The following is a 24,572-nucleotide window of genomic DNA, read 5'->3' on the forward strand; positions in this document are numbered from 1 at the left end:
GCTAATAAAAAAGCCTAGGGGCATTTTTCTAGGCTTTTTTATTAAGTCTGGATTTTTAATTAACCCACCACCTGAATGGTACTGGCACCTGCACCCAACGGTTTCACCTGAATTTGTACCGGAATACGTTCGTGCATTTCCTGAATATGAGAGATCAGCACTACTTTGCGCCCTTGGCTTTGTAATTGATCCAAGGCATTCATCACCATATATAAAGAAGATGCATCTAAAGTTCCAAAACCTTCATCAATAAATAGCGATTCGATTTTCATTGAACCTGACGCCATATTGGCAATGGCCAAAGACAAGGCCAGGGCAGTCAGGAAGGATTCACCGCCAGAAAGAGAGGAGACTGAACGGGTTTCACCATCCATGTCATGATCAACAATCGCGAGGCTTAACGAGTGATCCAGACGCTTGAGGGTATAACGCTGCGACAACAGGGTAAGTTGCTGATTGGCATGTTCAACCAGAATATCGAGATTATATTGCTGTGCATAATCACGAAAATCTTTGCCTTTTGCATCCCCGATCAGGCCTGAAATTTTGCCCCAGCGGTGTTCCTGTTGCTGAATATTTTTAATCTGATCGGCATATTTTTGCAGTTTGTGCACATTTTGCTGATGCACTTCGAGTTTTAAATTGAGTTGGTCATAAACATCTCGTTGGGCTTTTAATATCGTGAGATGCTGCTCTAATCGCTGTTGTAATGCGGTGAAATCGCAGTCAGGCTGTAATTTTAAATGTTCAGCAAGTTGTCCATGCATGGTTTTTAAAGCCGACGATGCTTCATTCAGCATTCGTTCGGCTTGCTGGAGTTGCTGACGAATCTGTTGCTCTTGAGTGCTATCAATGAGCAGTAATTGGGTTAACTGATCCGCTTCAAAATCAGGATGCAGCGTTAACCATTGCTGAATTCCAGTATCCGATTTTTCTTGAGCCTCTATATACTGTTGTTGTTGAACTTTAAGCTGGTTTAACAGGTTCTTTTGCGTTTCAAAATTTTGACGTAATTGTTCAAAATGTTGTTTCAATTGAGCATAAGTGGCTTGCTGTTGCTGACGTTTTTGATCATGCGCTTTGAGCCATTCATTCGGCTTGTCTTGCTGTGTGCCTGTCATATCAAAAATAAGCGAACAGGCAATTTTACTGTTTTGTTGTCCTTTTTCAGAAAGTTCATTTACGACTTGTTGAGTCTCCTCAAGCTGTTTTAACAGATAGCCAAGATCGGACTGTGCTTTTTGCAGTCCCTGTTGTTGTGCGCTTAAATCTGTATCGAGCTGTTGTAACTGTTGCAGCTGTTTAAAGCGCTGCTGCAAATCCTGTTGAATTTGCTGCGCCGTATGAATGGTGTTCTGTTGCCATGCTTGTTGTTGGACTGGACTTAGGCAAGAAAAAACATCATTCACTTGAGTTTGCAAGGTCTGAGCAGATTCAAGCAAATGCTGTTGCTCCTGAATCTGAGTAGATAATGACTGTTGATCTTTAGAGGCTTGAAGCAAGTTTGAAATCTGTTGTTCAGCCTGCTTTAAAGTCAGTTTGATTTGGGTTTGAGCTGCCAAAAATCCTTCATTCAGACGTGGCTGCGACTGTTCTAAATCAAGCTGTAATGCAGCAAGTTTAAACAGCTGTTCTAATGCGACTTTTGTCGCTTCAAGTTTTGTTGTTAATTGCGTGATTGTAGTTTCAGTCTGGGTATGTTCAGTCTGTAATTGAGTTAAACGGAGTTGCTGCTCTTGCCATATTTTAAATGTCGCTTGCTCAAGTTCAATCGCGGGTTGTTCTTGTTGCTGTTGTAGATTAAACAGCGTTTTAGAAATAATGCTTTGATCTTCTTTATAAGGATGATGGGTACTGCCACAGACCAGACACGCTTCCCCAGATTGCAAGTCGTTGCGCAGCTGTTCAATATTTTCTGTATGCAGCAAACGTTGTTGTTGTAAAAACTGCTGCAGTTTTTCACGTTCTAATTTTGCTGCTAGATAATTCTGTTCTGCCTGCTGGGTCTGATGTTGCAGTTGTTGCACGCTGACGGTTAAAGTGTCTAATTGTGATTGAGCGGCGGTTTTTTCATGATGATCTGAAAACCACTGAGCGAGTTTTTGCTCAATCAAACTGAACTGATTCTGTTGAGCCAGTTTTTGTTCACGCTGTTGACGTATTTCTGCTAATTGGTGTTCTAGTGCTGCCATATTTCCAAACTGTGAAATATGTTGTTCAAGCTGCTGTTGTTGCAGTACAAAATTTTGTTGGGCAGTCGCAAGATTACCTAAACTATTTTCAATATTTTGATAGTGTTGAATAAAACGTTGTAATTGCCCAAGATGAACATCTAAACCGTGGTCTAAAGCTGAAAACTGTTGGCTGTGTTGCAGTTGTTGCGTGATAGCAGCTTGGTTGTGTTCAAGCTGTTGAGCCTGTTGCAAGGTTACGTTGAGTTGCTGTTCTAAAGGCAGCTTTTGAAGTTTCAGCTCATCCAGTTTGGCATAGGCTTTACGAAATTCCTGCCCAATAAATTCACGTTCCAGAATACAGTGACGAACCTGCTGTAAGGCATGGTCATGTTGCTGTTCAAATTCTTGGGTATTTTTGAGGGCAGTTTCAGCCTCTAGATAAATCTTTTTTTGGGCTTCGAATTGGTTTTCCAGCACTAAAAACTGCTGTTCAGACTGTGAGATTTGCGGGGCAAGTTGCTGTTGTGCCTGAATGCTCTGCTGCTGTTGGAATACTACAGGACGAATACTGGAAAATATTTCTAAGCGCTGTAACTGCTCACGTTCTTTTGATAGCTGCTGATGGCTAAACTGCTGTACATCAAAATACTGTTGTTTAACGATAATCTCTTGCTCAAGTTTATGTTTATGTTCAAACCATTGCTGTTGTAATTCAAGTCGGGTTTTTTTCTGTTCAAGTTGAGTGAGCTGTTGTTTTATTTGCAGATGTTGCTGTTGTATATCAGTGAGTTCTTGCTCCGAAATAAGATCAATATGCCCTAACATTTCTTCGAGTTTTTTACGTTCTTTTTCGATATCTGCCGTTTTACGAAAAGCAATTTCACCAATTTTGGCAAAAATATTGGAGTTGGTTAAATATTCAAGTAAAGCACCACGTTCATTGTCACGTGCTTTTAAAAATGCAGTCACTTCAGATTGAGCCAGTAAAACTGCCCGAGTAAACTGCTCAAAACTGAGTTGAGTAATTTTGAGCATATTGGCATCCACTGCCTTGGCTTTATCCGCAATCACCACACCATCGGTTAAGCATTTTAAATGGCGTTGCACACTTTGTAATTTACCTGTGGCACTTTCACGCGCACGTTTAATCTCCCAACGCGCGAGATAATGTTTCTGATCTTGTGCCACAAAGACCAGTTCGGCAAAACCATGCCCTGTACCGCGGCGAAGCACGGTTAAAGGGGAGTTTGTCAGTAATTCTGAACCATCCACATCCACCAGTTTGCCATCGCTGCCTTTTAGACGAGGCACCTGGTTAAACAGTGCCAGACACATGGCATCAAGAATCGTTGATTTGCCTGCACCGGTTTTGCCAATAATGGCAATTAAACCGGCATTGGCTAAAGGTTCACTTTCGAAATCAATAAAGTGTTCACCAGCAAGAGATGCCAGATTTTTTATACGTATAGATAAAATTTTCACGGCAGATCCTTAAAGCGTGTTTTTATTTTCAAGTGAATGATGAGCTTCTTGAACCAGGCTTTGAAAATCTTTTAACACGGCATCATCTTGCACATAACCTTTATTCTTCCAAATTTGTTCAAACAGTTTTTCTGGTGTTGGCGGTTCAAGCTGAATTTTTGCAGTGCTATTTTGTATTTCAAGATTTTTGTATTGACGTGAAATTTTCACCAGACGATAGCGGTTTTTAGGCAAGGCATCTTCAAACTGTTGTCTTAAATTGGGCAATGGAGGTGTATCGGTATGATATTCAATATCGATATATTCACGTTGATCAATATTGGTAATTTCGCCACTCACCATGGCTTTAAGCTGGGCAAACACCTCATTCAGTTCACCTCGAATCCGGTGCAGTTGAATACTGCGTGGAATGGGCAATGCTTCAAATTGAAAAGTAGTTTCATCCGCTTTGGATGGCTCAATTTTGACTTCAACCACTTGGTGCTTGTAGTTGATTTCACTGAATGAAAGTGGAATGGGTGAGCCACTATAGCGAATATGCGGATGCTGAACTTTTTGTGGTTTATGCAAATGCCCAAGCGCCACATAATCAATCACATCATCAAATAATGCGGTAGACAGCGCTTCTTCATTGCCAATAATAATCGGACGTTCAGAGTCGGAAGTTTCACCGCCTTGCATATGCGCATGTGACATTAAAATCAGCGCTTGATCATATGTTTTTCTTTTTTTGGCTTCACTAATCAGTTGCTGGTGCAAATAGGCAATCGCATTTTGGCTATTGGTGGTGTGCTCATTAAAACCGGTAATTTCCGCAGCACGTAAAAAGGGCAGGCTTAAACACCACGCCACAATATTTTTATCCAAGTCATAAATCGGCAGCAGTAAACGATCGAGATCTAAAGTCTTGTCTTCCTTCCAGCGCACCACACCAACCGTTCTGGCATTATATTTTTCCAGTAAGGGTTCGACCTGTTCAATGCGATAACCTGAATCATGATTACCTGCGATCATCAGCGTTTGCATATATGGGGCAAGTTCATGTGCATCGGCTAAAAATTGGTAGAGCTGTTTTTGTGCGGCAGATGCAGGATTGATCACATCAAAAATATCGCCTGCAATGAGTAGGGCATTCGGTTGTTTTTGTTTGATTTGTTCAAGCAACCAATTTAAAAACTGTTCATGTTCATACTGGCGTGAATGGTTATAAAAGAATTGCCCCAAATGCCAATCTGATGTATGAAAAAAATGAACCGCCATATCGATGTACAATCCCTAAAATTTGCCTCGCATATACTATAGGCAAAACAGCAGTTTAATTACAGGGGAGTTTGCAAAACTTCTTTTTCATATTCTGCTATTTAACCCCAAATATACTGCAAGTAATTTATCTGTTATCAGTTGGATAAACTGAAAATCAATATCCATAACAAAGCCCCGCTGAACTCGGACAGGGCTGTTAGGTGTTTACTTTTACATCAATCTTTAAAATGTACAGGAATCCATTGATAGCTTTTTCCATCTTTAGAATAAATATGTCCAATGCCCGGGAATGGTAAATGCGGCGCAGCTACCGTCTGTCCATTTCTAGCCAATCGTGCAAACTGGGCTAAACGTGTTTCTACAGCTTTTTTCGGATCTACATCAAAATCAATGGCAGTTTCAGGGTGGTCAAACTGAATGGTATGCGAGTGGACAATATCACCGACAAATACGATTTTTTCATCACTAGAATTGAATGCAAAACTAAAATGTCCCGGTGTATGACCCGCCGTACTTATCACATCAAAACCTTTAATGTTGTCACCTAATTTAAAGGTTTTAAAACGTTTTGTGGCTTGGTAGGGTTGAACAGCTTGCTGAATCTTCTCTACAGTTTGTTTGAATCTGGCTTGTTTCTCTTGGGGTAGCTTTGATACTTGCTTTGGATTGAGCCAATAATTTGCTTCAGTATCGGCAACATAAACTGTGGCATTCGGAAAGCTGGCAGTTCCTTTCTCACTGATGCCGCAGACATGATCCGGATGTAAATGAGTCAGTAAAATAGTATCCACTTGCTCTGGCTTGTAACCTGCCGCGATAAGATTTTTGTGTACCGAGCCAAAATCTGGACCGTTACAGCGTGATGCGCCACTATCCACTAAAATCAGCGATGAACCGGTATTGACCAGAAAAGCATTCACCGAGGTTTGCACACCTTTGGCCTGGTCGGCATAGTATTTATTTAAAATATTAGTTTTTTCTGTGTCGCTTAAGCCTTTAAACATGGCAGGGTTTAGGTAGTTTGTGCCATCGAGTAGGGCAGTGATTTGGGTATTGCCCAATTGATGTTGATAGTAACCTGCTACCTGTTTTTGTGGTTGGATGGTTTGTGGTTCAGCAGCTTGAATAGTGGTGAGGGTTGCTGTGCTAAAGGTAAGAGCGAGGAAAAGTGGTTTTAAAGTTTTCATGGGATATTTATAAGTTTTAGGAAGATAAATATTTTTAACACATTGTCTAAATTTTTTCTTGTTTATAAAATATACAATTATTAAATAAGAGCAGTGTATGATCGAACCAAAGTATTCAGGAAAACCTTTAGCTTATTTAGATCAGAATATTCTAGATGGACTCATTGATTGTATTGATAACGATTCTCTTTTTGTTGAAGGCTTTGTTGATCGTTACCAAGAGGTCTATTCAGATATTTCATTTCAGGAAATCTATAAAGCGGGGAAAAAAGATAAAAAATATTCTGATGCATTCCTAAGTTTATTAAATCGCTTACATGCTATTTATCTTAAACCAGTCATGGATGAACAGTTTAGATTTACGGGACAGATGAGGCTTTTGTCAGATTCAACCATTGAACTTTATGAAGAATATATTAGTGAAAGTTTGAAATATGATGAATTTATAAATCCACTTCAGAAAAATATTTTTGCAATGTATGGTGGTATTCAAGATTATAAAAGTATGGCAGATTCACAAATTGAGACACAATATAAATTATTAGAATTTCTTGATCATCAAATAAATATTTTAAAAAATGAAAAAATTGAACATCCACTATTTAATTTATTCATTAAGCAAAAAGAAGATGAATTGGATGATTTAAAAAAACATATGCCCGCATTTGAAGAAACTGTGCGAAAAAATGCTGATTGTATGAAGCACGCTAACAGTGAAAAAGATGCTCATTTAGCTTACAGAAAAGAACTAAAACTCAATATTGATGAAATTAATCAACATCAGTTCCCAAATATTCTAATGAAAATTTGGGAAACTCTTAAAGCAAATAATTCCTCATTAGATGGATTAGAGTTAGATGCTTTTTTAGGAATTAAAAATGTAGAGCACAACTTTGAAAAGATACATGCAATTTATAGCAATTTAAATTTAAGTGGGTACAGACCTGAAAAGAAAGTTAAAAACGAAAAAAAGTTTATCAGTGCACAGGCTGATATTTCACATGTAGCCTATGCAAGTTATTGTCACTACTTCATTACAAATGATGGACGTTTAGCAGATAAAAGTTTGGTTATTTATGAATATTTAAAAATTAATACTGAGATATTGAGTATTCCAAAGTTTTTAACAAAGTAGAAATTAGATTGATGTTCTGGCGACAGGGATGTCGCCGTTGGCTTGTGATACATGGAAGTATCATCAAGCGAACAAAAGATTTTTGTTACTTTTGATCTTTCAAAAGTAAAGCAATAATTTATTAACCTCTCCCTAACCCTCTCCTTTAAAAAAGGAGAGGGAATTTAAAGGCATAAAAAAGCCCCTACAATGTAGAGGCTTGTTCTTATCTTTCGATCTAAATCTTAAGAAACTTTATCACCCGGTTTAGCACCAGATTCAGGTGAAATCACCCAAACCCCGTCGCCATTCCCCGCCGCAAGTACCATCCCGTTAGAAATACCAAAACGCATCTTACGTGGCGCAAGGTTAGCAACCATCACCACCAGTTTACCTTTCAGGTCTTCTGGTTGGTAGAACTCGCGGATACCGCTGAACACATTACGTGGCTCAGCTTCACCTACATTTAAAGTCAATTGAAGAAGCTTGTCAGAACCTTCCACATGTGCAGCATCTAAAACTTCAGCAACACGAAGGTCAATCTTCATGAAATCTTCGATACCGATGATTTCAGCTTCACCGACTTTAGGTTCAGGCTTTTTCTCAGCTTTCTTCTCTTTTTTCTTTTCGGCTTTTGCAGGTTCAGCAGCAGGTGCAGCCAAAGAGTCTTTAGATGCATCCACCATGGCAGCAACAGCTTTCGGGTCTACACGTTGCATAAGTGGTTGGAACAATGCAATTTCATGACCTACCAGGATTTCTGTACGCGAAGTGAAATCGAAAGATTCCAATTGCAAGAAATCTTGAACTTGTTTTGCCAAAGTAGGCAACACAGGCGCTAAATAAACTGCCAATTGACGGAACAAGTTGATACCGACTGAACACACGTCATGAACTTGCTGTTCTTGACCTTCCTGCTTTGCAAGCGCCCAAGGTTTTTTCTCATCAATGTATTGATTCGCACGGTCAGCAAGCGCCATGATTTCACGAATCGCAGCAGAGAATTCACGTGCTTCATAGTTTTGTGCAATTGAAGCGCCCGCATCGATAAAACTTTGCACCAGTTCAGGCTCAGCACAAGTTGCTGATAATTTATTGTCAAACTTGGTGTTGATGAATTTTGCACAACGACTGGCAATGTTGACTACTTTACCAACCAAGTCAGAATTCACTTTTTGCACGAAGTCATCCAGATTCAAGTCCGAATCTTCAACTTTGTCAGAAAGTTTAGAAGCAAAGTAATAACGTAAATATTCTGGGTTTAAATGCTCTAAATAGGTTTCAGCTTTAATGAAGGTACCACGAGATTTCGACATCTTCTGACCATTTACAGTCAAGAAACCATTTACGAACAAGCCAGATGGCGTACGGTAGTTTGCACCTTCAAGCATTGCAGGCCAGAACAATGCATGGAAATACACGATGTCTTTACCAATGAAGTGATACACCTCATTTTTAGAATCTTTTTTCCAGTAATCATCAAAGCTAAGCTCAGGACGTTTGGTTTTAATGTAGTTCTCAAAACTAGACATATAACCAATTGGCGCATCTACCCAAACGTAGAAATATTTGTTTGGCGCATCTGGAATTTCAAAACCGAAATACGGTGCATCACGAGAGATATCCCAGTCATTTAAGCCGGCTTCAAACCATTCATCTAACTTGTTGGCAATAGATACAGGCAGACGACCTTCATCACGTGTCCATTTTTGCAGGTATTCAGCAAAATTTGGAAGTTTGAAGAAGTAGTGATCTGATGATTTCTCAACAGGTGCAGCACCACTTAAAGTCGATTTTGGATTCAACAATTCTGTTGCATTATAGGTCGCGCCGCAAACTTCACATGAGTCGCCGTATTGATCTTCAGCTTTACATTTCGGGCATGTACCTTTGATGAAACGATCTGACAAGAACATGCCTTTTTCAGGATCAAATAACTGTTTTACAGGACGAACTGCGATGTTGTCTGCTTCACGGTTTTTGATGTAAATCTCAGACGAGCGATTTTTGTTTTCTTCGCTGTTGGTCGAATCATAATGGTCAAAATGAACACCGAAACCATCAAAGTCACGGATATGTTCTTTTTGCACATTGGCAATCTGTTGTTCCGGTGCAATACCATTGGCTTCAGCACGCAGCATGATGGCTGTGCCGTGAGCATCATCCGCACAGACATACGTCACGTCATGACCCATTGCACGCATGGCACGAACCCAGATATCTGCCTGGATATAACCGAGTAAATGACCCATATGGATGGGGCCATTGGCGTAAGGAAGGGCATTGGTGACTAGGATTTTACGCACGGATTCACTCTCTCATTCGTATTCATTATGCAATGGGCCATAATTTTACATGATGCAGAGGGGATTACAAAGAAATGCTTTAGCTGAAGCACACCCAATAAAGCGACCGGAATATTCAAATACAAAATTCGATATCATCCGATGAGCGACTATTAAACAATTGATCAAGTTACCTTCATGCAATTTCCTGCAAGCAATAGCAACAACATGTACAGCCTTTGTTTCAGTTTGCTTAATTCGCCCACTTCTTTACATGCTTTGTGCTAAAAAATTGTCTGATAAGTTTTATACACCTCAGGGAGGGTACTCATGACTCAGATCAGAATAACCAGACAAGGTATTTCAAAGCAGAACCAAGATAAAGAACAACAGGCACGTGAACTGCATGACAAGATTGAAAAAGAGCAAAAGCAGAACGAAATCGATAAACAGCACAAGCAAGAATATCAGGAAATACTAGAAGCCCAGAAGAACCATACTGATGAAAAGTCTGACGCTAAGCAAAGCGCTCAGCCAAATGGCGAACATGCAGACCAGCAAGACAATTCTGATCATACTCAAGAAGCTCAGTCAGGCAAGTCAGATCAAAAAACTGAAACCATCAAGATGGATGACTTAAAGGCGAAGGCAATCGCCATTGGTGAAGAACTACTGAAAAAAGGCGAAAAGATTCTGAATGAGCTAAAAAATAGCAACTCAAACAGTCAGCAGAATAATGCGCAGGGTTCAGATTTGAAAAATGCTAAATCTGATCAAGATAAGTCGGTACAGTCAGATAAACAGAATTCTAAAGAGGGTCAGGATGGCCAGCAGGACCTTATGGCAAATTTAAAAGATGAGGCGCTGCATAAGTTTGAAGATACCAAACAGAAGATTACTGAGTTAGTGAGTGAAGCCAGTGTCAAATTCGGTGAACTCAGACAGATGGCGGCTGACACAATGAGCAAAATGAAGAAAGATGATCAAGCTCAGTCAGATGAATCAAAAAAGCAGGATCAGGATTCTTCATCGAAGGACAAGAACTCAGATCAAACTCATCTGAAAGATGATTCCAACAAGGATCATGATAAAAATGCTCAGTCTGGGCAACACAAATCTGACCACAAAAATCATAAATAATGGTTTCAACTAAAAAGCCCCTTCAATCAGGGCATGATTGAAGGGGCTAGAAAGTCCGAAAAGTTCAAGATCGTTCCGATACCATCAAAACATGGCCCATCTGCATATCAGGCAATATCTAAATCAAGCGAACTGTTATTTAGTGGGTATGTCGTTGATTGAATCTCGCTTGGGATTCAATCGTTTGTTCTGGTATTTATTTTATAGCGCTATGTGCTGTATTGAATACCTGTGATAATAGCCGCTTAAAGCAATGTGCCAAGAGTGAAACCATGATTGATGAAGACGATTTTGATTACGACCAGCCGGTGACCCGAATTCCACAAAATCAGAATGCTCAGAACAAACTCGGGAAAGGCATTTTGCAAAACGCCGAGCAATATCTTCAGGAAATGTCTGCCGGTGAACATACCCATTTAATGCAAGCATTACGTCAATATGCTCAAGTAGAAGCTTATTTTGATGTCCTTGCCGATGATCTGGATCAACCGGCCGATGCAAAATTTGCCAATGATGCTTTAAACCTGATTCATGTCTGGAGCTTGATCAATCAACATCAAGATGATGTGGCAAGCTTCGATCTTTTAGATGTGATCAATACCGGTTATTTCCAGACTGAAGTGCTTGAAGCCTTTGATGCTTTAGAGATTGATGCCGGAAATAAAGCGCAGCGCCGTTTAGTGATTCAAGAAGCGTTTAAACTGTATGATATGCAGTGTTTTGCAGGCTGCATCCCGCTTTTGTATGCTCAACTGGAAGGTTTATTGACCGATGTCCTGATTGAACGTGGTTTCTTAAAACAGAATCAGACCAAATTTGTCGATGTCTACAAAATTGTTCCGGGTTTAAAAGGGCATGAGATAAAGAGCTTGTGGCATAAATCTAAAATTGCCTGTGAAATGAATGTTTATTTTGCAGAATTGGCAGCCTATAAGATGGACAGTAGCTCAACCGTGACCATGACTCGCCATAATATTTTGCATGGCACTGATGTCAGTCATTTCAGCAAAGAACGCAGTTTTGTCTTATTTGTTTGGCTGTTTTCGGTGGTGAGTTTTATGAGGACGCTTAGAAAATAATAAAATAAATATCATTAAGTTGAATTCTGTGGCTTTGAAACAAACTTATTTAAATACAGCTCTGAAATAATCCCAGTAACTACGCCATCCAAACACAGGATGGTGTATTTATTTAGAGATAAGCTTTGTTAAAGTCATGTTTAATCTGCTCTATTTTTAGGTATAAAAGACATGAAAAGAACAATAAATATTGAATGAATGATTAAGCGGATCTTTATTTCTTGAACGAGCGGTGGGATCTATAAACAAGGCTGATAAATTCAAATTTTTCGTCGAATGAATGAGAAATAGAGAACTCTGTCAGCTTGGCAGTTTTGAATCACCGCGAGATAGAAACTTAAAAATAAAAGAGTTGATTAAGCAGAGAAAACTGTTCTGGTGCTATTAAGAATAACCACACTAAAACTTGGTGGATTTATTTTAACAAATTGAAACTGTATGATCTTAATATCGAGACTGGGGAATTGCATTCAAATATAGATCATACAATACAGGCTTTTATACGTGAAAAATTTTGGATCAAATTTTATAGTTCGCGCCATACTTCATTTCTATCATTTAAAGAAACGGTAAAATTAAAGTTTGAATCATCCGATACAAGCAGACCGGTAGGCGTATGCATTACCACTTTTAAAATAGTCCCTTGTTCAAAAACTAAAGGATTACAATTTTCTTTTTTTAGAACGACTGGTTTTAATAATTCGATGACTGAATTGTCCATTTTTCTTCCCCGAGCTTTTTCAATAATCTAATGAAATAATAGCATAATTCGATAGATGTTTAACCAATTTTATCAGCATTGTGAATTAAATCAAAAAAAATCAGACAGAATTTTTATGTGATATGCACATTAAATAAAAAATCATGAATATTTTAAAAATTATTCGCTGAGCAATAACGTAAAACTCATGAGTTGATTGAATAGTTTTTCTCATATTGTTTTAAGATGGATTTAATGAAGGGAGGCTAGTCTAGGAAGTTATCAAGAGGATCGGTCATGGTTCAGGTTGGAAACCCGTTCTGGTATCTTAAAATAGATCAGAGCAGATCGCTTAACATGCTTGGGCTTAACCTTCACCAACTTCATGCAGATCGCATAAAGCTGATCTTCTTTTGAGATTAGTATTCTTAATGAAGGGAAATAATGAAAATATCATCGATAGGTGGATTTAAAAATACATATTGTTTATGGAAGTGTCGGGCTATCGAAGTCGACTCACGCGAAAAAACATTTCACAAACAGTGAATAAGTTGTTACAAAGATGAAAATACTAGAATAATGGCGGATTCATCCATAGAGACTAAAAATATATTTAGTTTGATTGGATGGCTTAGGTTGTACATTAAAAAATAAAGGAATACCCATACGCAATGTTTAGATCTTTTTTTCCGAACCCCAAGTGGTTCTTTTTGTCATTGTTGCTTTGGTTTTTAATCAATGTAGCTTTGTGGTATTCAGGTGGAAGTAGTTGGGGAACATTTTTAGGTTTTGCACCCGGATATCATGAGGCGGAATTGCCTATTGGTGTGAGCCGTTTCTGGACTCCTTCATTTTTATGGTTTTATCTGTGGTTCCTGGTTTCAACGGTTATTTTTGCCCTGTTCTGGCGGTTTAAATCCAGTAACCCATGGCAAGGATGGTCGGTCTGGGGTTCTGCCTTTATTCTGTTTAATATCTGGTTTTCAGTGCAGGTCAATGTCGTCGTGAATGCGTGGTATAGCCCGTTTTATGACCTGATTCAGAAAATGCTTGGCAGTGGCGGTGGAAATGTCAATTTACTCTACAGTGAAACCATGACTTTCCTATATGTCGCAATGGTTTATGTCACTATTGCGGTATTTAACCTGTTCTTTGTCAGTCATTATATTTTCCGCTGGCGTACAGCGATGAATGACTATTATACCGCTCATTGGGAACAGTTACGGCATATTGAAGGAGCTTCGCAGCGTATTCAGGAAGATACCATGCGATTTGCCAAAACCACGGAAAGTCTGGGGGTGAGTTTCATTCAAGCATTGATGACTTTAATGGCATTTTTACCCGTGCTATTGCAGTTGTCATCGCATGTGAAACAATTACCAGTGATTGGTGAAATTCCGTATGCACTGGTTTGGGCAGCCATTAGCTGGGCGGTTTTTGGTACAGTGGTGCTGATGGTAGTGGGTTATAAGTTACCGGGTTTAGAGTTTAATAACCAAAAGGTGGAAGCCGCGTACCGTAAAGAACTGGTTTATGGTGAAGATTATGCAGAACGTGCCGACCCACTGACTTTAAAAGAGTTATTTAGCAGGGTTCGTTTTAATTATTTCCGTTTATATTTCCATTATGCTTATTTCAACTTGGTACGGATTTGGTATATGCAACTGGATAATCTGTACGGTTTATTTGTGTTATTCCCAAGCATTGCTGCAGGAACGATTACCTTAGGTCTAATGATGCAGATTGCCAATGTATTCGGTAAGGTGCGTGAGTCATTTCAGTATTTGATTGAGTCATGGCCAACGATTATTGAACTACTTTCAATTTATAAGCGTTTAAAAGCGTTTGAGTCGACTTTGCATAAATAGTCTGAATTGAAATAAAAGACGGCATAGTGCCAGTCAGTCAAGAAATTTACTGATTTTTTATTTTAAATTGATTAGGTTATTTGATAGATGGAAGTCTTATTCACAACCGTTTGAGGTCGGGTTAAGTTAAAAAGTTACGGCTTCTGCGATAGATTTACTACTCCATGGTAGTGAATGAGTTTTGCCGCCCAAAGACTTTAAATAAAGTATTTAAAGTCTTTGCAAGAGGCTTCTCTTGCGAAGCTTCGCTTCTCATGGGAGAAAAATCAAATCTAAATATCTGCTTTAAAAATAAGATTTCAGTGTGACCCGCCCAACAGCTAAGGAATTTATTATAAAGTCCTTGCACTCATCAGTATTTCGTATCATGTGGGTTTTTTGATTTTAATTTTTAAATTGGCCCCCAAAGAGCAGCCAGATGAGTCAGTTGATCTGGGCACTTGAAGGAATGAATAAAAGCATTTTGAAATGATTCAGCAACACTGATTGTCCTCATTAGAAGGTATATTGATAAAAAAGGCTGGGATAAGAAAAGATGAAATTTTTCTACAGTTTGATGTCTCTTATTTGTTTAAGTACGTTGAGTCCATTTACTGTGGCCCAAGATATTCAAGGTCAGTCTTTTTCTTATCGGGACTGGGAGGTCCATTGTAGCAATACCGGCACATGCCGTGCAGCAGGTTATCAGCCAGATAATGTTCAGGTGATGCCGGCTTCAATATTGCTAACGCGCCAAGCGGGGGCAAAACAGCCAGTTCAGGTAAAATTTGCCTTATCTAGTGATGGTCAGACTTTAGAGCGTAAAAAACTTAAAAATATTCGCCTTTATCTGAATGGCAGAGATTTTGGTGCAGTTAATTTAAATACTTCAGCTCAGCCTTTCATTGGAATTTTGAATGCCCAGCAAATCAATGGATTATTACAGTACAGCCAGAAAAACGTGAAAATTGTGTTTAAAAATAAATATTATAGCTGGCAGGTTTCAGATTCAGGCATGACAGCGACCTTATTGAAAATGGATGATTTCCAGAGGCGTACAGGTACAGTGGGGGCATTGGTAAAAAAAGGATCGGCGAATGAATCAAAAGTGCTGGCTGCACAGCCAAAACTGATGGTTAATAAAGTCAACACAGTAGCAAAACCTTATTTGACACTGCAGCCAAATACTGAACAGTACCGAACCGTACATACGCTTCTTATGGCTGCCCAGCCAGCGCTTCAGGATGCACATGCATTTTGTGAAGGCATTCCTGAGGACACTATGGCAAAACCACAAGCCATAGAACTCTATAAACTCACCAATCATAAAGTCCTGGCAACCACACTCTGTTGGCGGGGTGCCTATAATGAAGGCTATGGGGCTTGGGTGCTGGATGAATCTTTAAAAGACAAGGCCAGCTTTGTGACTGAATTTGCCTCAGATTTTACATCTGGTGAAATTCGCAGTGCGCAAAAAGGTCGTGGTCTTGGAGACTGCTGGGCAATGAGTCAATGGGTCTGGAATGGTCAAGTCTTTGTGAAAACGCTGGATCGCTGGACAGGCATGTGTAAAGGTTTCCCGGGGGGAGCCTGGGATTTGTATCTGATTGAAGCTGTTGTGAAGTGATTCATTTTATAAATAGAAAAGAGGGAATGAATATCCGGTTGGAGCAGCTGTTGCTTGATGCAATTATTGAAAAACACTGTGTCAATGATATAGCCAATAAGATAAAAAAATCTTGGGATTAAAAAGATAAAAACTGCTCAGCTCATTATTAAAATTGTCGAATAGTTGCGGAGATGAGTTTTCCTCAACCCATGATAAAAATCTTAAAAACGCGATTGAACTGTTATGTAGTTCAAATTTTAAGCATAAAACATTTAAGGATTGGCAGTTTTTAGCCGGTTTTGAATAAGAAATTCGAAAAACAGTTCAGTAAAATCAATAATAAAATCAAAGTTATGAGTTTGTTATTTTTTGTATTTTCCTATATTTTCATTCATACGGCATAATTGAGAATTGATACGTGAATTTCAGAACATTCATCTTGATGGGTGGAGTGGGCATCGCTTTACATGGCTGTACCAGTATTGACAGTTTTAGCTCGGATTCAGTTAAAAATTTTACCTCACCTCAGGAACTCATTGTTCAGAAAAATATTAATGCTGCAAATGGTCGGGCTAAAGAATATGTCTATTCTTGGGGACCCAAGCAAAGCAATAAAGATCCCCAATCTTTATATCCAAGAAAAAATTTAAATAGTTATTGTTCTGCCAAGGGTGGAAAGTTCTCTCTCTTACATAAAAGTTCAATGAATTTGGTCAAAAATCAATGGGATAAAAAACTGCTCTCTAGCTATAGCAGCGTCAAGCAAGGCATAGGCGCATATAAGTGTGCGCAAAGTGATGGACAAAGTTGGATTGTGTCTATTGAGCCTATTGCTGAACGCAAGTTGGATGATGCTAGTGGAACCCGTATGGTCGCGCTTCAAACTAAAATAATGACGGCTTCGGATGCCCAAAAAATTTATTCCAGTGCCAATTCTTCAAATAACGCTGGGATAAAAAAAGCCGTTGTAAGTAATCAAAGCACTAAAAATTCAAAAAATAAAGGGATTACACTAAAAGAAGTTGAAGTTAAAAAAGAGGTTGAAACTAAGAAAGAAACCAAACCTGCACCAGAATTACCGGTAAAACGGTCTGCACCAGTTGCGGAAACAACTCAGCAGCAACAGCTTAAATTTTATGTTGCGGCACGCCGCGATTTAAATAGTGGCAAAAATCAGGGTACTGCCTGTAATAATGCACAACGTGCTTATAACTACGGCAAGTTGCAAGGAACGGACGGTACCAAAGTTTATACAGAATCTGGAATGCTGGTCGCGCGCTGTTTAATGAACGTGCCAAGCTACCGTAGTCGCTTTGCCAATTCAAAAGAGCAGGCAATTAAGATATTACAGAATTTGGCCAATAATTATAATCATGCGGGTGCGAAGAACATGTTGAGACAGTTGAAATAAGCGCTAGATCAAGAGCACTTAACCCATAATCTGTCGGATCATTTTGATCAACCAGACTATAGGATAGAAAATCAGATCCGATAGAGAAGATGAGGGCTGACTTCGTCTGGTCGGTACATCACGTGATTCCAGGATTGCCTTTCGTGAAGTTGGATGTATCAATAAAAATACGATCACGAAGAAGAGAAGGGTGAGTCCCCAGAAAATAAGATAAAATAGTGTATGGGCGAGCATAATTATTATTTTTGTCGTTTTAACCTATATATTAACGCTAATTTTGACTCATCAAAATCCTCATCTGATGAATAGTAATATGGCGAGCAGAAGTATAGCCCGATTGGTATTAAACTACTTCAAGTTTTACAGAGTTCTATCAGTATATTTGCCTGTTCCATGCTACAAAGAAGCTGTTTTTAGTACTTAACATGCTGATGTCAGACTATAAGGAAGTTGTTATGGATCTTAAAAATTTGTCTCGTATCCGTTCATTATTTTTAGGTGCGATATTACTTGGTGCTGCTCAAGTCTCTATAGCTGGTCCAACAGTCGAGCAGCTGAGTGATTGTCTAGTGAAATCGACAACTGCGACGGATAAGAAAACTGTACTGCAATGGACCTTTGTGGCTTTATCGACCCATCCTGATTTAAAAAGTTTTAGTCAGGTGACCGATGTTCAGAAAGAGCAACTGGATAAAAGCCTGGCGACCGTTTTACAGCACATCTTGGTGGAGCAGTGTTCTGCACAAACCAAAGCCGTGATTCAAGCTGAAGGTTTGCAAGCTGTAGGTGATAGTTTTCAGGAATTAGGTCGTACTACGGGTGAAGCCATTGTGAAAAATCCTGAGGTGAATCAGCAGCTGAAAGGTGTGCTGCGTTATGTTGACCTGAATAAGATGGTAATGACGTTTTTAACGCCTGATGTGTGGAATAAGTTGGGTGTTATACGTTAAATGTGAGCCTATTTTAGAATGGCTGCAATGATTCTAAAAAGCCAAACAATGGGATAAGCGATCATTTCACCAATATGCAACAGTTGTGAGCCTTTTGAGTCTTTAGTTTCTTCAGGATGCATGGAGAATAAGTATCTTCTCGACTTGGGGTGGATGAGGAGCACAACAATCGTGATGGTAAATATTCCAATGGCAGTTTGAATCATGAGGAGTAACAGTTCAGGCGTCATTTTTATTTTTCTTTGATATTTATTTAATTATATAACACATAAAATAATCCTCTCCCTAGCCCTCTCCTTTAAAATGAGAGGGAACTTTCAATATTAATTTTAAAACAGCATTTGATTTTTAATGAAAGCTCCTTCTCCCACTGGGAGAAGGCGGGGGATGAGGGTATTAGTTACGCATAAAAAGGGCTTGGAAAGTTGAACGCGTTCTAAGTCATCGAGTTTAATGATGGAGAATATTGTTTAATACTAAAAAGAATAAATTTTTTGAATATTTTAGACTTTTAATATAGTTCAAGTTATTGTAAAAGAATAATAAATTGAGATTAAAATTAATGAATCATAATCATGTGTTGCTTTCTAATTTTCCTTCACTTTTAGGAACTTTGCGAAGTATTGATAAGAATGGAAAAGATGTTCAGCAGGAAGAATACAGATATTCTGGTTTCGTAAAAGGCGATGAATATAGAATTTTGATCGAAAATAGTATCGAAAAACTCTTTTTAAGTTTAATGTTATACGATGATATTTATATAAATGACGAAGATTTTTTAAAAGTCGTTAGTTTCATAGGTGTTGAAAACTCAACAAAGTTACTCGAACGAAAGTTAATTAAAATAATTCCAAGATTTCAAAATCCTAATGTTATTGTTCATAGAAGTAAAAATTTATTACTCAATAAGACTAGGTATGAAGTTGAACCACTTATGTATTTAGGTGGATTGCATGATTTGGATAGAAATTATAAGAAATACTCTGTTAATGAAAGTCATAGATCGAAAATAGTTCAATATTTTGACAATGCACTTATTAATAAAGATGAGCGTGATGATTCTATATTCCTTAAAAATATAGAAATTATAAAAAATGAAGAAAAAATCGACTTTAATAATCTAGATTATAAGACTACCTTCGAAATTCTGAGACTGTATGAAATTGTAGATAGTTTGCAGATGCAAAATAGGCATAATTTATCAAATAGTATTATGGATGATTATGCAAAAGATTATTTAGCATCAAAGTTTATTTCAACTATTGGGAAAATTAACAAAGGTAATGAAAAGGTAGAATTATTTGAAATGGTTAGTGAAAATAAAAGGATTCCTAACTTCTATCAAATGTTTAAGAAAGGAAGTATTGAAATAGATCAAATTTTAGATATAAGAGAAAGTTTTAACTCTAAACTTTTTAGAAATTGGTTTGCAAATCCTGATGTATCCGAACAAGATATTTATTATGAATTATTAAAAGAGCATGGTTTAAGTTCAAAAATAAACTTACTCAAATGGATTGTGCCGACAATCATTGGGATTCTTAATACTCCTCTAGGGGTTGCGGCTTCAATAGTAGAAAATTTCTTTATTTCTAAAATTCTTCAAGGTTGGAATCCAAACTTATTTCTTGATGACGTACTAGGGAAAAAGTTAACGCAATTGGAAAATAATTTTAAAGTCCAAGAGGAAAGGAAAATAATTTTAGAGCGTTACAAGGGTATCCAAAGAAATGAACTATGCCCTTGCCAAAGCGGTAAGAAATTTAAAAAATGTCATGGAATTAATTAAAAGAAAACCCGCTCTAAAGCGGGTTTTCTTTTTCAAAACTGATCAGATTAACCAATCAATTTCTTCATCAATTCATTTACTTGAGCAGGGTTAGCCTTACCACGTGATGCTTTCATCACTTGACCAACAAGACCGTTAAAGGCTTTCTCTTTACCAGACTTGTATTCTTCAACCATCTTCTCGTTTGCAGCAAGCACTTCTTTAATGATCGCTTCAATCGCGCCAGTATCAGTTTCTTGCTTTAAGCCTTTTTCCGCAATAATGGCATCTGCAGATTGACCATTGGATTCCCACATAAAGCCGAAGACTTGTTTCGCAATTTTACCGCTGATTGTATTGTCTACAATACGTGCAATCATGCCGCCAAGCTGTTCAGCGGAAATTGGAGAATCGGTAATTTCCAGGTTGGCTTTGTTTAAAGCAGCAGAGAATTCACCCATCACCCAGTTAGCCGCTAATTTAGCTTGTTTCGCGCCACCTGCAGCAACCACTACAGCTTCGTAGAAATCAGCCAACTCACGTGAACCAGTGAGCACGTGGGCATCATATTCAGACAATTGATGCTCAGATACAAAACGCTCACGACGTGCTTTCGGTAACTCAGGCAATTCCGCACGAATCGCTTCAATTTGCTCATCAGAAATAATCACAGGCAACAAGTCTGGATCAGGGAAGTAACGGTAATCGTTGGCTTCTTCTTTAGAACGCATTGAACGCGTTTCCATTTTGTTCGGATCGAACAAACGGGTTTCTTGGGTGATTCTGCCGCCACTTTCCAAAATGTCCATTTGACGTTCAATTTCAACATTGATCGCTTTTTCAATGAAACGGAAAGAGTTGATGTTTTTCAATTCACAACGTGTACCGAATTCATTGCCTGGACGACGTAACGACACGTTACAGTCACAACGGAACGAACCTTCCGCCATGTTACCGTCAGAAATACCGAGCCAGCGTACAAGGGTGTGAATGGTTTTCACATAAGCCACAGCTTCTTCAACCGAACGCATATCCGGTTCAGATACGATTTCAAGCAGCGGAGTACCGGCACGGTTCAAGTCGATACCAGTCATGCCTGCGAAATCTTCATGCAAAGATTTACCAGCATCTTCTTCCAAATGCGCACGGGTTACGCCAATGCGTTTTACAGTACCATCTTCAAGCTGAATATCAACATGACCCAAGCCCACAATCGGGTTGTCCATCTGGCTAATTTGGTAGCCTTTTGGCGAGTCAGGGTAGAAGTAGTTTTTACGTGCAAATACAGATGCTTTGTCGATATACGCGTCGATCCCTAAACCGAAACGCACCGCCAAATCGACCACTGCTTTGTTGAGTACGGGCAATACACCCGGCATCGCCAAATCAACCAGGCTGGCTTGGGTATTTGGGTCTTGACCAAAAGTCGTCGAAGAACCAGAGAAAATTTTAGAGTTCGTGTTGAGCTGTGTATGGATTTCTAAACCAATAACAACTTCCCAACCATCAATCAGCTTCGCCATTACACTGTCTCCTCTGCAATTGCCGCACGTTTGGTATGCCAATCGGTTGCTTGTTGATATTGATGCACAACAGACAACAATTGAGATTCTGACCAGTAGTTACCAATCAACTGTAAGCCAACGGGCAATTGATCTTTATCAAAACCAACAGGCGCATTGATGGCTGGCAAACCTGCCAGGTTCACTGCGATGGTGTAAATGTCGCCCAAGTACATTTCAACCGGGTCTAAAGACGCACCGATTTTATAAGCTGTGGTTGGTGCAGAAGGTGCAGCAATCACGTCAACAGATTCAAAGGCTTTCAAGAAATCTTGCTGGATTAAACGACGTACTTTTTGTGCTTTCACATAGTAAGCATCGTAATAGCCGGCAGAAAGCGCGTATGTACCAATCAGGATACGACGTTGAACTTCTGGACCAAAACCTTCTGAACGTGAACGCTTGTACAAGTCTGTTAAATCCACCGGATTTTCACAGCGGTAGCCGTAACGAACACCATCAAAGCGTTGTAAGTTGGACGATGCTTCAGCAGGTGCAATCAGGTAATAGGTTGGAACATAAGCATCAGTCATGTTGAGATCAATCTCAACCAGAGTCGCACCCATATCTTCCAGTTTTTTCAACGATTCTTCAACGCGTGCTTTCACGTCAGCATCTAAGCCTGCAACATTGAAGTACTGTTTTGGAATACCAATGCGTAAACCTTTAACCGAAGTACCGTTCAAGTTCGCAATGTAATCATCAGCATCAACGTTTACCGAAGTTGAGTCACGGTCATCATGACCCGCCATCACGTTCATGAGATAGGCACAGTCTTCAGCCGAACGCGCCATCGGGCCGCCTTGGTCCAAAGATGATGCATAGGCGATCATACCGAAACGAGACACACGGCCATAAGTCGGTTTAAGCCCTGTAAGGCCACAGAAAGAGGCGGGTTGGCGAATTGAACCACCTGTATCAGTACCGGTTGCAAACGGTGCAAGGTCAGCCGCTACAGCCGCAGCAGAACCACCTGAAGAGCCACCAGGAACATGATCCAGTGCCCACGGGTTTTTGGTCGCGCCAAAGTAAGATGACTCCGAGGTCGAACCCATGGCGAATTCGTCCATGTTCACTTTACCTAAAGTCACCAAACCTGCAACTTTACCTTTTGCTACAACGGTTGCGTCGTAAGGAGAGATAAAGTTATCCAGCATTTTAGAACCGGCAGTAGTTTTAATGCCGTGGGTGCAAAAAATATCTTTATGCGCGATTGGAACCCCAGTCAACACATTGGCCATTCCAGATTGGCGCAAGGCATCGGCAGCGTCCGCTTGAGCCAATGCTTGTTCAGGGGTAACCGTGACATAGCTTTGTACTTGAGCATCGATTTTTCCAATGCGTTTTAAATAATGTTCGGTGAGTTCGCGAGAGGAGAATTTGGCTGCCGCTAAACCCTCAGAAAGTTCACGAATCGATAAGCGATGTAAATCTGTCATGAGAAATAATTCTTTACGTTTAATTTAACAAAAATGGTTTGACTGATTGGAAATTATTCAATAACACGTGGAACAAGGTACAAGCCATCTTGCGTTGCAGGTGCAACAGCTTGATATTCTTCACGATGATTTTCTTCAGAAACCACGTCTTCACGTAAGGGTTGTGGATGGTCAAATGGGCTTTTAAGCGGCTCGACACCTTCTGTGTCAATGCCTTTTAAGGTTTCCATCATGCCTAAAATTTTATTTAGACTTTGAGCATATTCAGCAGATTGCGTATCATCTAGCGACAATCGTGCAAGATTGGCGATTGCTGAAACTGTTTGTGCATTTAAATCTGCAGAATGCTGTGCATCCGTTGTAGACATAACATCACCTGATCAGTATTAAAAAAATTCAAAATATCGTGCGTTATAATAAGCGATTGACTTGTTCAAATCATCACATTTAGTTAAAGTTGCCACCTTGCGTCCACATAAAGTTTAATCGAGAACGTCTCCGTGATTCTAAAAAGACTAATTGGCTTGTTTTCGCCCGATCTAGCCATTGATTTAGGTACAGCAAATACACTTATTTATGCACCAGGACGAGGCATTATATTAAATGAACCGACGGTTGTGGCAATTCGTCACAGTGGTTCACAAAAAATTGTTGCCGCGGTAGGTCTTGATGCAAAGCAAATGCTTGGTCGTACTCCGGCGAATATTACTGCAATCCGTCCCATGAAAGATGGGGTGATTGCCGATTTTGAAGTGACTGAAACCATGCTGAACCAATTTATCAGCAAGGTGCATGAAAAACGTCTATTTCCACCTGCACCACGTGTCGTGGTGTGTGTCCCTTGCAAGTCGACGCTGGTCGAACGCCGTGCCATTCGTGAAGCGGTGTTCAATGCCGGTGCACGTGATGTTCGCTTGATTGAAGAGCCAATGGCTGCTGCAATTGGTGCGGGTATGCCGGTTGAGCAAGCATGTGGTTCAATGGTGGTAGATGTCGGTGGTGGTACCACTGAAATTGCCATTATTTCATTACAAGGCTGTGTCTATGCTGACTCGCTACGTATTGGTGGTGATGTATTTGATGAACAGATCATTAACTATGTACGTAAAGCACATGGTTGCGTGATTGGTGAAACCACTGCTGAAGTGATTAAAAAAGAAGTGGGGATGGCATTGCCAGATGAAGGCGCTAAACCGCTTGAAATCGAAGTTCGTGGTCGTAACCTGGCAGAAGGTGTGCCGCGTGCCATTACTGTGACTTCTGATGAAATCATGCAAGCCATTTCTGATCCATTACAAAATATTGTCTCTGCGGTTAAATCTGCACTTGAACAAACACCGCCTGAATTGTCATCTGACATTGCAGAACGTGGCATTGTCTTGACAGGTGGTGGTGCATTACTTCGTAATCTCGATAAGCTGCTTGCTAAAGAAACCGGCTTACCTGTGGTTGTAGCAGAAGATCCTTTAACATGTGTGACGCGTGGTGGTGGTAAAGTCTTAGAATTCTTTGATAATCCAAATCATGACATGCTATTTGTAGGCTAAGTTAAGGACAAGGCG

At 39.5% G+C, this 24,572-nt stretch carries 18 protein-coding genes; 9 read left to right on the forward strand and 9 right to left on the reverse strand.

The genetic code is table 11. From position 1 onward, the window contains the following. Positions 1 to 59 precede the first annotated feature (59 nt). From ACKI4H_RS02160 to ACKI4H_RS02170, 3 genes are all read right to left on the reverse strand, one after another. Positions 60 to 3,656, reverse strand: a complete 3,597-nt coding sequence (locus ACKI4H_RS02160; protein WP_407303540.1) for an AAA family ATPase — start codon at positions 3,654 to 3,656, stop codon at positions 60 to 62. Between the two features lie 9 nt (positions 3,657 to 3,665). Further along, positions 3,666 to 4,916, reverse strand: a complete 1,251-nt coding sequence (locus ACKI4H_RS02165) for an exonuclease SbcCD subunit D C-terminal domain-containing protein (RefSeq protein WP_407303541.1) — start codon at positions 4,914 to 4,916, stop codon at positions 3,666 to 3,668. Positions 4,917 to 5,134: 218 nt separating this feature from the next. Further along, positions 5,135 to 6,106 carry an MBL fold metallo-hydrolase gene (locus ACKI4H_RS02170; RefSeq protein ID WP_407303542.1) on the reverse strand — a complete coding sequence of 324 codons (972 nt, stop codon included), beginning with the start codon at positions 6,104 to 6,106 and terminating at the stop codon, positions 5,135 to 5,137. Between the two features lie 97 nt (positions 6,107 to 6,203). Here ACKI4H_RS02170 and ACKI4H_RS02175 point away from each other — a divergent pair, with 97 nt between their 5' ends. Beyond that, positions 6,204 to 7,241, forward strand: a complete 1,038-nt coding sequence (locus ACKI4H_RS02175; protein ID WP_407303543.1) for a hypothetical protein — start codon at positions 6,204 to 6,206, stop codon at positions 7,239 to 7,241. A 224-nt stretch (positions 7,242 to 7,465) separates the two neighbouring features. Here the strand turns inward: ACKI4H_RS02175 and metG are convergent, their stop codons facing one another. Then, a complete protein-coding gene (metG, locus tag ACKI4H_RS02180; RefSeq protein ID WP_407303545.1) occupies positions 7,466 to 9,526 on the reverse strand; it encodes a methionine--tRNA ligase in 2,061 nt (686 codons plus the stop codon). Positions 9,527 to 9,835: 309 nt separating this feature from the next. Here metG and ACKI4H_RS02185 point away from each other — a divergent pair, with 309 nt between their 5' ends. Then, complete coding sequence (locus ACKI4H_RS02185; RefSeq protein ID WP_407303547.1) at positions 9,836 to 10,645, forward strand: hypothetical protein; 810 nt, start codon at positions 9,836 to 9,838, stop codon at positions 10,643 to 10,645. 272 nt (positions 10,646 to 10,917) lie between these two features. After that, positions 10,918 to 11,724, forward strand: a complete 807-nt coding sequence (locus tag ACKI4H_RS02190; protein WP_407303634.1) for a hypothetical protein — start codon at positions 10,918 to 10,920, stop codon at positions 11,722 to 11,724. Positions 11,725 to 12,250: 526 nt separating this feature from the next. On the opposite strand, the gene ACKI4H_RS02195 is transcribed toward ACKI4H_RS02190, so the two are convergent. Next, positions 12,251 to 12,445 carry a hypothetical protein gene (locus ACKI4H_RS02195; protein WP_407303548.1) on the reverse strand — a complete coding sequence of 65 codons (195 nt, stop codon included), beginning with the start codon at positions 12,443 to 12,445 and terminating at the stop codon, positions 12,251 to 12,253. A gap of 650 nt (positions 12,446 to 13,095) precedes the next feature. Between ACKI4H_RS02195 and sbmA the strand changes: the two genes are divergently transcribed. From sbmA to ACKI4H_RS02215, 4 genes are all read left to right on the forward strand, one after another. Continuing rightward, positions 13,096 to 14,292 carry a peptide antibiotic transporter SbmA gene (gene sbmA, locus ACKI4H_RS02200; protein ID WP_407303551.1) on the forward strand — a complete coding sequence of 399 codons (1,197 nt, stop codon included), beginning with the start codon at positions 13,096 to 13,098 and terminating at the stop codon, positions 14,290 to 14,292. Between the two features lie 535 nt (positions 14,293 to 14,827). Next, a complete protein-coding gene (locus ACKI4H_RS02205) occupies positions 14,828 to 15,898 on the forward strand; it encodes a DUF1176 domain-containing protein (protein WP_407303553.1) in 1,071 nt (356 codons plus the stop codon). 400 nt (positions 15,899 to 16,298) lie between these two features. Continuing rightward, a complete protein-coding gene (locus ACKI4H_RS02210) occupies positions 16,299 to 17,291 on the forward strand; it encodes a hypothetical protein (protein ID WP_407303556.1) in 993 nt (330 codons plus the stop codon). A 455-nt stretch (positions 17,292 to 17,746) separates the two neighbouring features. Continuing rightward, positions 17,747 to 18,241, forward strand: a complete 495-nt coding sequence (locus tag ACKI4H_RS02215) for a hypothetical protein (protein WP_407303557.1) — start codon at positions 17,747 to 17,749, stop codon at positions 18,239 to 18,241. A gap of 8 nt (positions 18,242 to 18,249) precedes the next feature. On the opposite strand, the gene ACKI4H_RS02220 is transcribed toward ACKI4H_RS02215, so the two are convergent. Continuing rightward, positions 18,250 to 18,471, reverse strand: a complete 222-nt coding sequence (locus ACKI4H_RS02220; RefSeq protein ID WP_131383959.1) for a hypothetical protein — start codon at positions 18,469 to 18,471, stop codon at positions 18,250 to 18,252. A gap of 332 nt (positions 18,472 to 18,803) precedes the next feature. On the opposite strand from ACKI4H_RS02220, the gene ACKI4H_RS02225 reads away from it, so the two are divergent. Then, entirely contained in the window at positions 18,804 to 20,030 is a 1,227-nt protein-coding gene (locus tag ACKI4H_RS02225; RefSeq protein ID WP_407303560.1) for an SEC-C domain-containing protein, read from the forward strand. Between the two features lie 47 nt (positions 20,031 to 20,077). Here the strand turns inward: ACKI4H_RS02225 and gatB are convergent, their stop codons facing one another. From gatB to gatC, 3 genes are read right to left on the reverse strand one after another with little or no spacing between them, the layout of a single operon-like run. Next, positions 20,078 to 21,532, reverse strand: coding sequence for an Asp-tRNA(Asn)/Glu-tRNA(Gln) amidotransferase subunit GatB (gene gatB, locus ACKI4H_RS02230; RefSeq protein WP_407303563.1), 1,455 nt, complete (start codon positions 21,530 to 21,532; stop codon positions 20,078 to 20,080). Beyond that, the gene (gene gatA, locus ACKI4H_RS02235; RefSeq protein ID WP_407303565.1) at positions 21,532 to 23,010 is read right to left on the reverse strand and encodes an Asp-tRNA(Asn)/Glu-tRNA(Gln) amidotransferase subunit GatA; all 1,479 of its coding nucleotides are present in this window, start codon (positions 23,008 to 23,010) and stop codon (positions 21,532 to 21,534) included. Before gatA ends, gatB begins: the two co-directional genes overlap by 1 nt. A 53-nt stretch (positions 23,011 to 23,063) precedes the next feature. Beyond that, a complete protein-coding gene (gene gatC / locus ACKI4H_RS02240) occupies positions 23,064 to 23,378 on the reverse strand; it encodes an Asp-tRNA(Asn)/Glu-tRNA(Gln) amidotransferase subunit GatC (protein WP_131266991.1) in 315 nt (104 codons plus the stop codon). Positions 23,379 to 23,510: 132 nt separating this feature from the next. Between gatC and ACKI4H_RS02245 the strand changes: the two genes are divergently transcribed. After that, on the forward strand, positions 23,511 to 24,557 hold the full coding sequence (locus tag ACKI4H_RS02245) for a rod shape-determining protein (protein ID WP_407303567.1): 1,047 nt from the start codon (positions 23,511 to 23,513) through the stop codon (positions 24,555 to 24,557). Positions 24,558 to 24,572 lie beyond the last annotated feature (15 nt).

It is taken from the genome of Acinetobacter sp. (assembly GCF_045628685.1).
GTDB lineage: Bacteria > Pseudomonadota > Gammaproteobacteria > Pseudomonadales > Moraxellaceae > Acinetobacter.

Excerpts from the sequence above, each read along its gene's own strand:
- ACKI4H_RS02215 (WP_407303557.1), top strand. The coding sequence starts at position 17,747 with ATGGATCTTAAAAATTTGTCTCGTATCCGTTCATTATTTTTAGGTGCG.
- sbmA (WP_407303551.1), top strand. The coding sequence starts at position 13,096 with ATGTTTAGATCTTTTTTTCCGAACCCCAAGTGGTTCTTTTTGTCATTG.
- ACKI4H_RS02165 (WP_407303541.1), bottom strand. The coding sequence starts at position 4,916 with ATGGCGGTTCATTTTTTTCATACATCAGATTGGCATTTGGGGCAATTC.
- ACKI4H_RS02190 (WP_407303634.1), top strand. The coding sequence starts at position 10,918 with ATGATTGATGAAGACGATTTTGATTACGACCAGCCGGTGACCCGAATT.
- ACKI4H_RS02225 (WP_407303560.1), top strand. The coding sequence starts at position 18,804 with ATGAATCATAATCATGTGTTGCTTTCTAATTTTCCTTCACTTTTAGGA.
- gatC (WP_131266991.1), bottom strand. The coding sequence starts at position 23,378 with ATGTCTACAACGGATGCACAGCATTCTGCAGATTTAAATGCACAAACA.
- gatA (WP_407303565.1), bottom strand. The coding sequence starts at position 23,010 with ATGACAGATTTACATCGCTTATCGATTCGTGAACTTTCTGAGGGTTTA.
- ACKI4H_RS02170 (WP_407303542.1), bottom strand. The coding sequence starts at position 6,106 with ATGAAAACTTTAAAACCACTTTTCCTCGCTCTTACCTTTAGCACAGCA.
- ACKI4H_RS02195 (WP_407303548.1), bottom strand. The coding sequence starts at position 12,445 with ATGGACAATTCAGTCATCGAATTATTAAAACCAGTCGTTCTAAAAAAA.
- ACKI4H_RS02205 (WP_407303553.1), top strand. The coding sequence starts at position 14,828 with ATGAAATTTTTCTACAGTTTGATGTCTCTTATTTGTTTAAGTACGTTG.
- ACKI4H_RS02185 (WP_407303547.1), top strand. The coding sequence starts at position 9,836 with ATGACTCAGATCAGAATAACCAGACAAGGTATTTCAAAGCAGAACCAA.
- gatB (WP_407303563.1), bottom strand. The coding sequence starts at position 21,532 with ATGGCGAAGCTGATTGATGGTTGGGAAGTTGTTATTGGTTTAGAAATC.
- ACKI4H_RS02175 (WP_407303543.1), top strand. The coding sequence starts at position 6,204 with ATGATCGAACCAAAGTATTCAGGAAAACCTTTAGCTTATTTAGATCAG.
- ACKI4H_RS02220 (WP_131383959.1), bottom strand. The coding sequence starts at position 18,471 with ATGACGCCTGAACTGTTACTCCTCATGATTCAAACTGCCATTGGAATA.